This is a genomic window from Arcobacter sp. AHV-9/2010, assembly GCF_004116575.1.
Classification (GTDB): Bacteria; Campylobacterota; Campylobacteria; order Campylobacterales; family Arcobacteraceae; genus Aliarcobacter; species Aliarcobacter skirrowii.
The window spans coordinates 1-480 of the sequence record NZ_PDKH01000025.1 but is presented as its reverse complement, the minus strand read 5'-3'; the positions used below and the strand labels follow the sequence as shown (position 1 = coordinate 480).

Sequence of the window (480 nt, the reverse complement as noted above, 5' to 3'; positions counted from 1 at the left end):
CACCATATTCGCAAGCAAGTCCTATCACCCTATACTCGACTCACAAATCTGACTTTTCCCAGGGAGGTCGGGGCGATTGTCCTCAAAATCGGCTACGGATACACGATCGAGCCGGATAAGCGAGATCCTCTCGTTGATCTCGCCGACAGAGCCATGGAGGAATTCTCTCTCAGTGTGTTGCCAGGAACCTGGGCAGGGGATTTTCTTCCGATCTTAAGGTACCTTCCGACCTGGCTCCCGTGAACAGAGTTCAAGCGAATGGCATCAAGGTTCAATCAGACCGTTACGGCCTTCAGTGACCTTCCATATGCATTCACGAAGCATCAAATGGCCCAGTCGAAGCACGTGCCATCTTTTCTCTCGTACCAGTTGCAGAAAGGCATACCCGTGCCCCGGTCTCAAGATGAAACAGCTGTGAAGTGGTCCGCTGCATCGCTTTATGCCGGTGGAGCAGACACGGTACGTAGCCAACGACAATCT

General features: G+C 52.5%; 1 protein-coding gene. It reads left to right on the top strand.

Annotation, left to right across the window (positions count from 1 at the left end; genetic code table 11):
- The coding region (locus tag CRU94_RS09750; protein ID WP_258237454.1) for a cytochrome P450 at positions 1-243 on the top strand (243 nt) is incomplete at its 5' end.
- Positions 244-480: the final 237 nt, after the last annotated feature.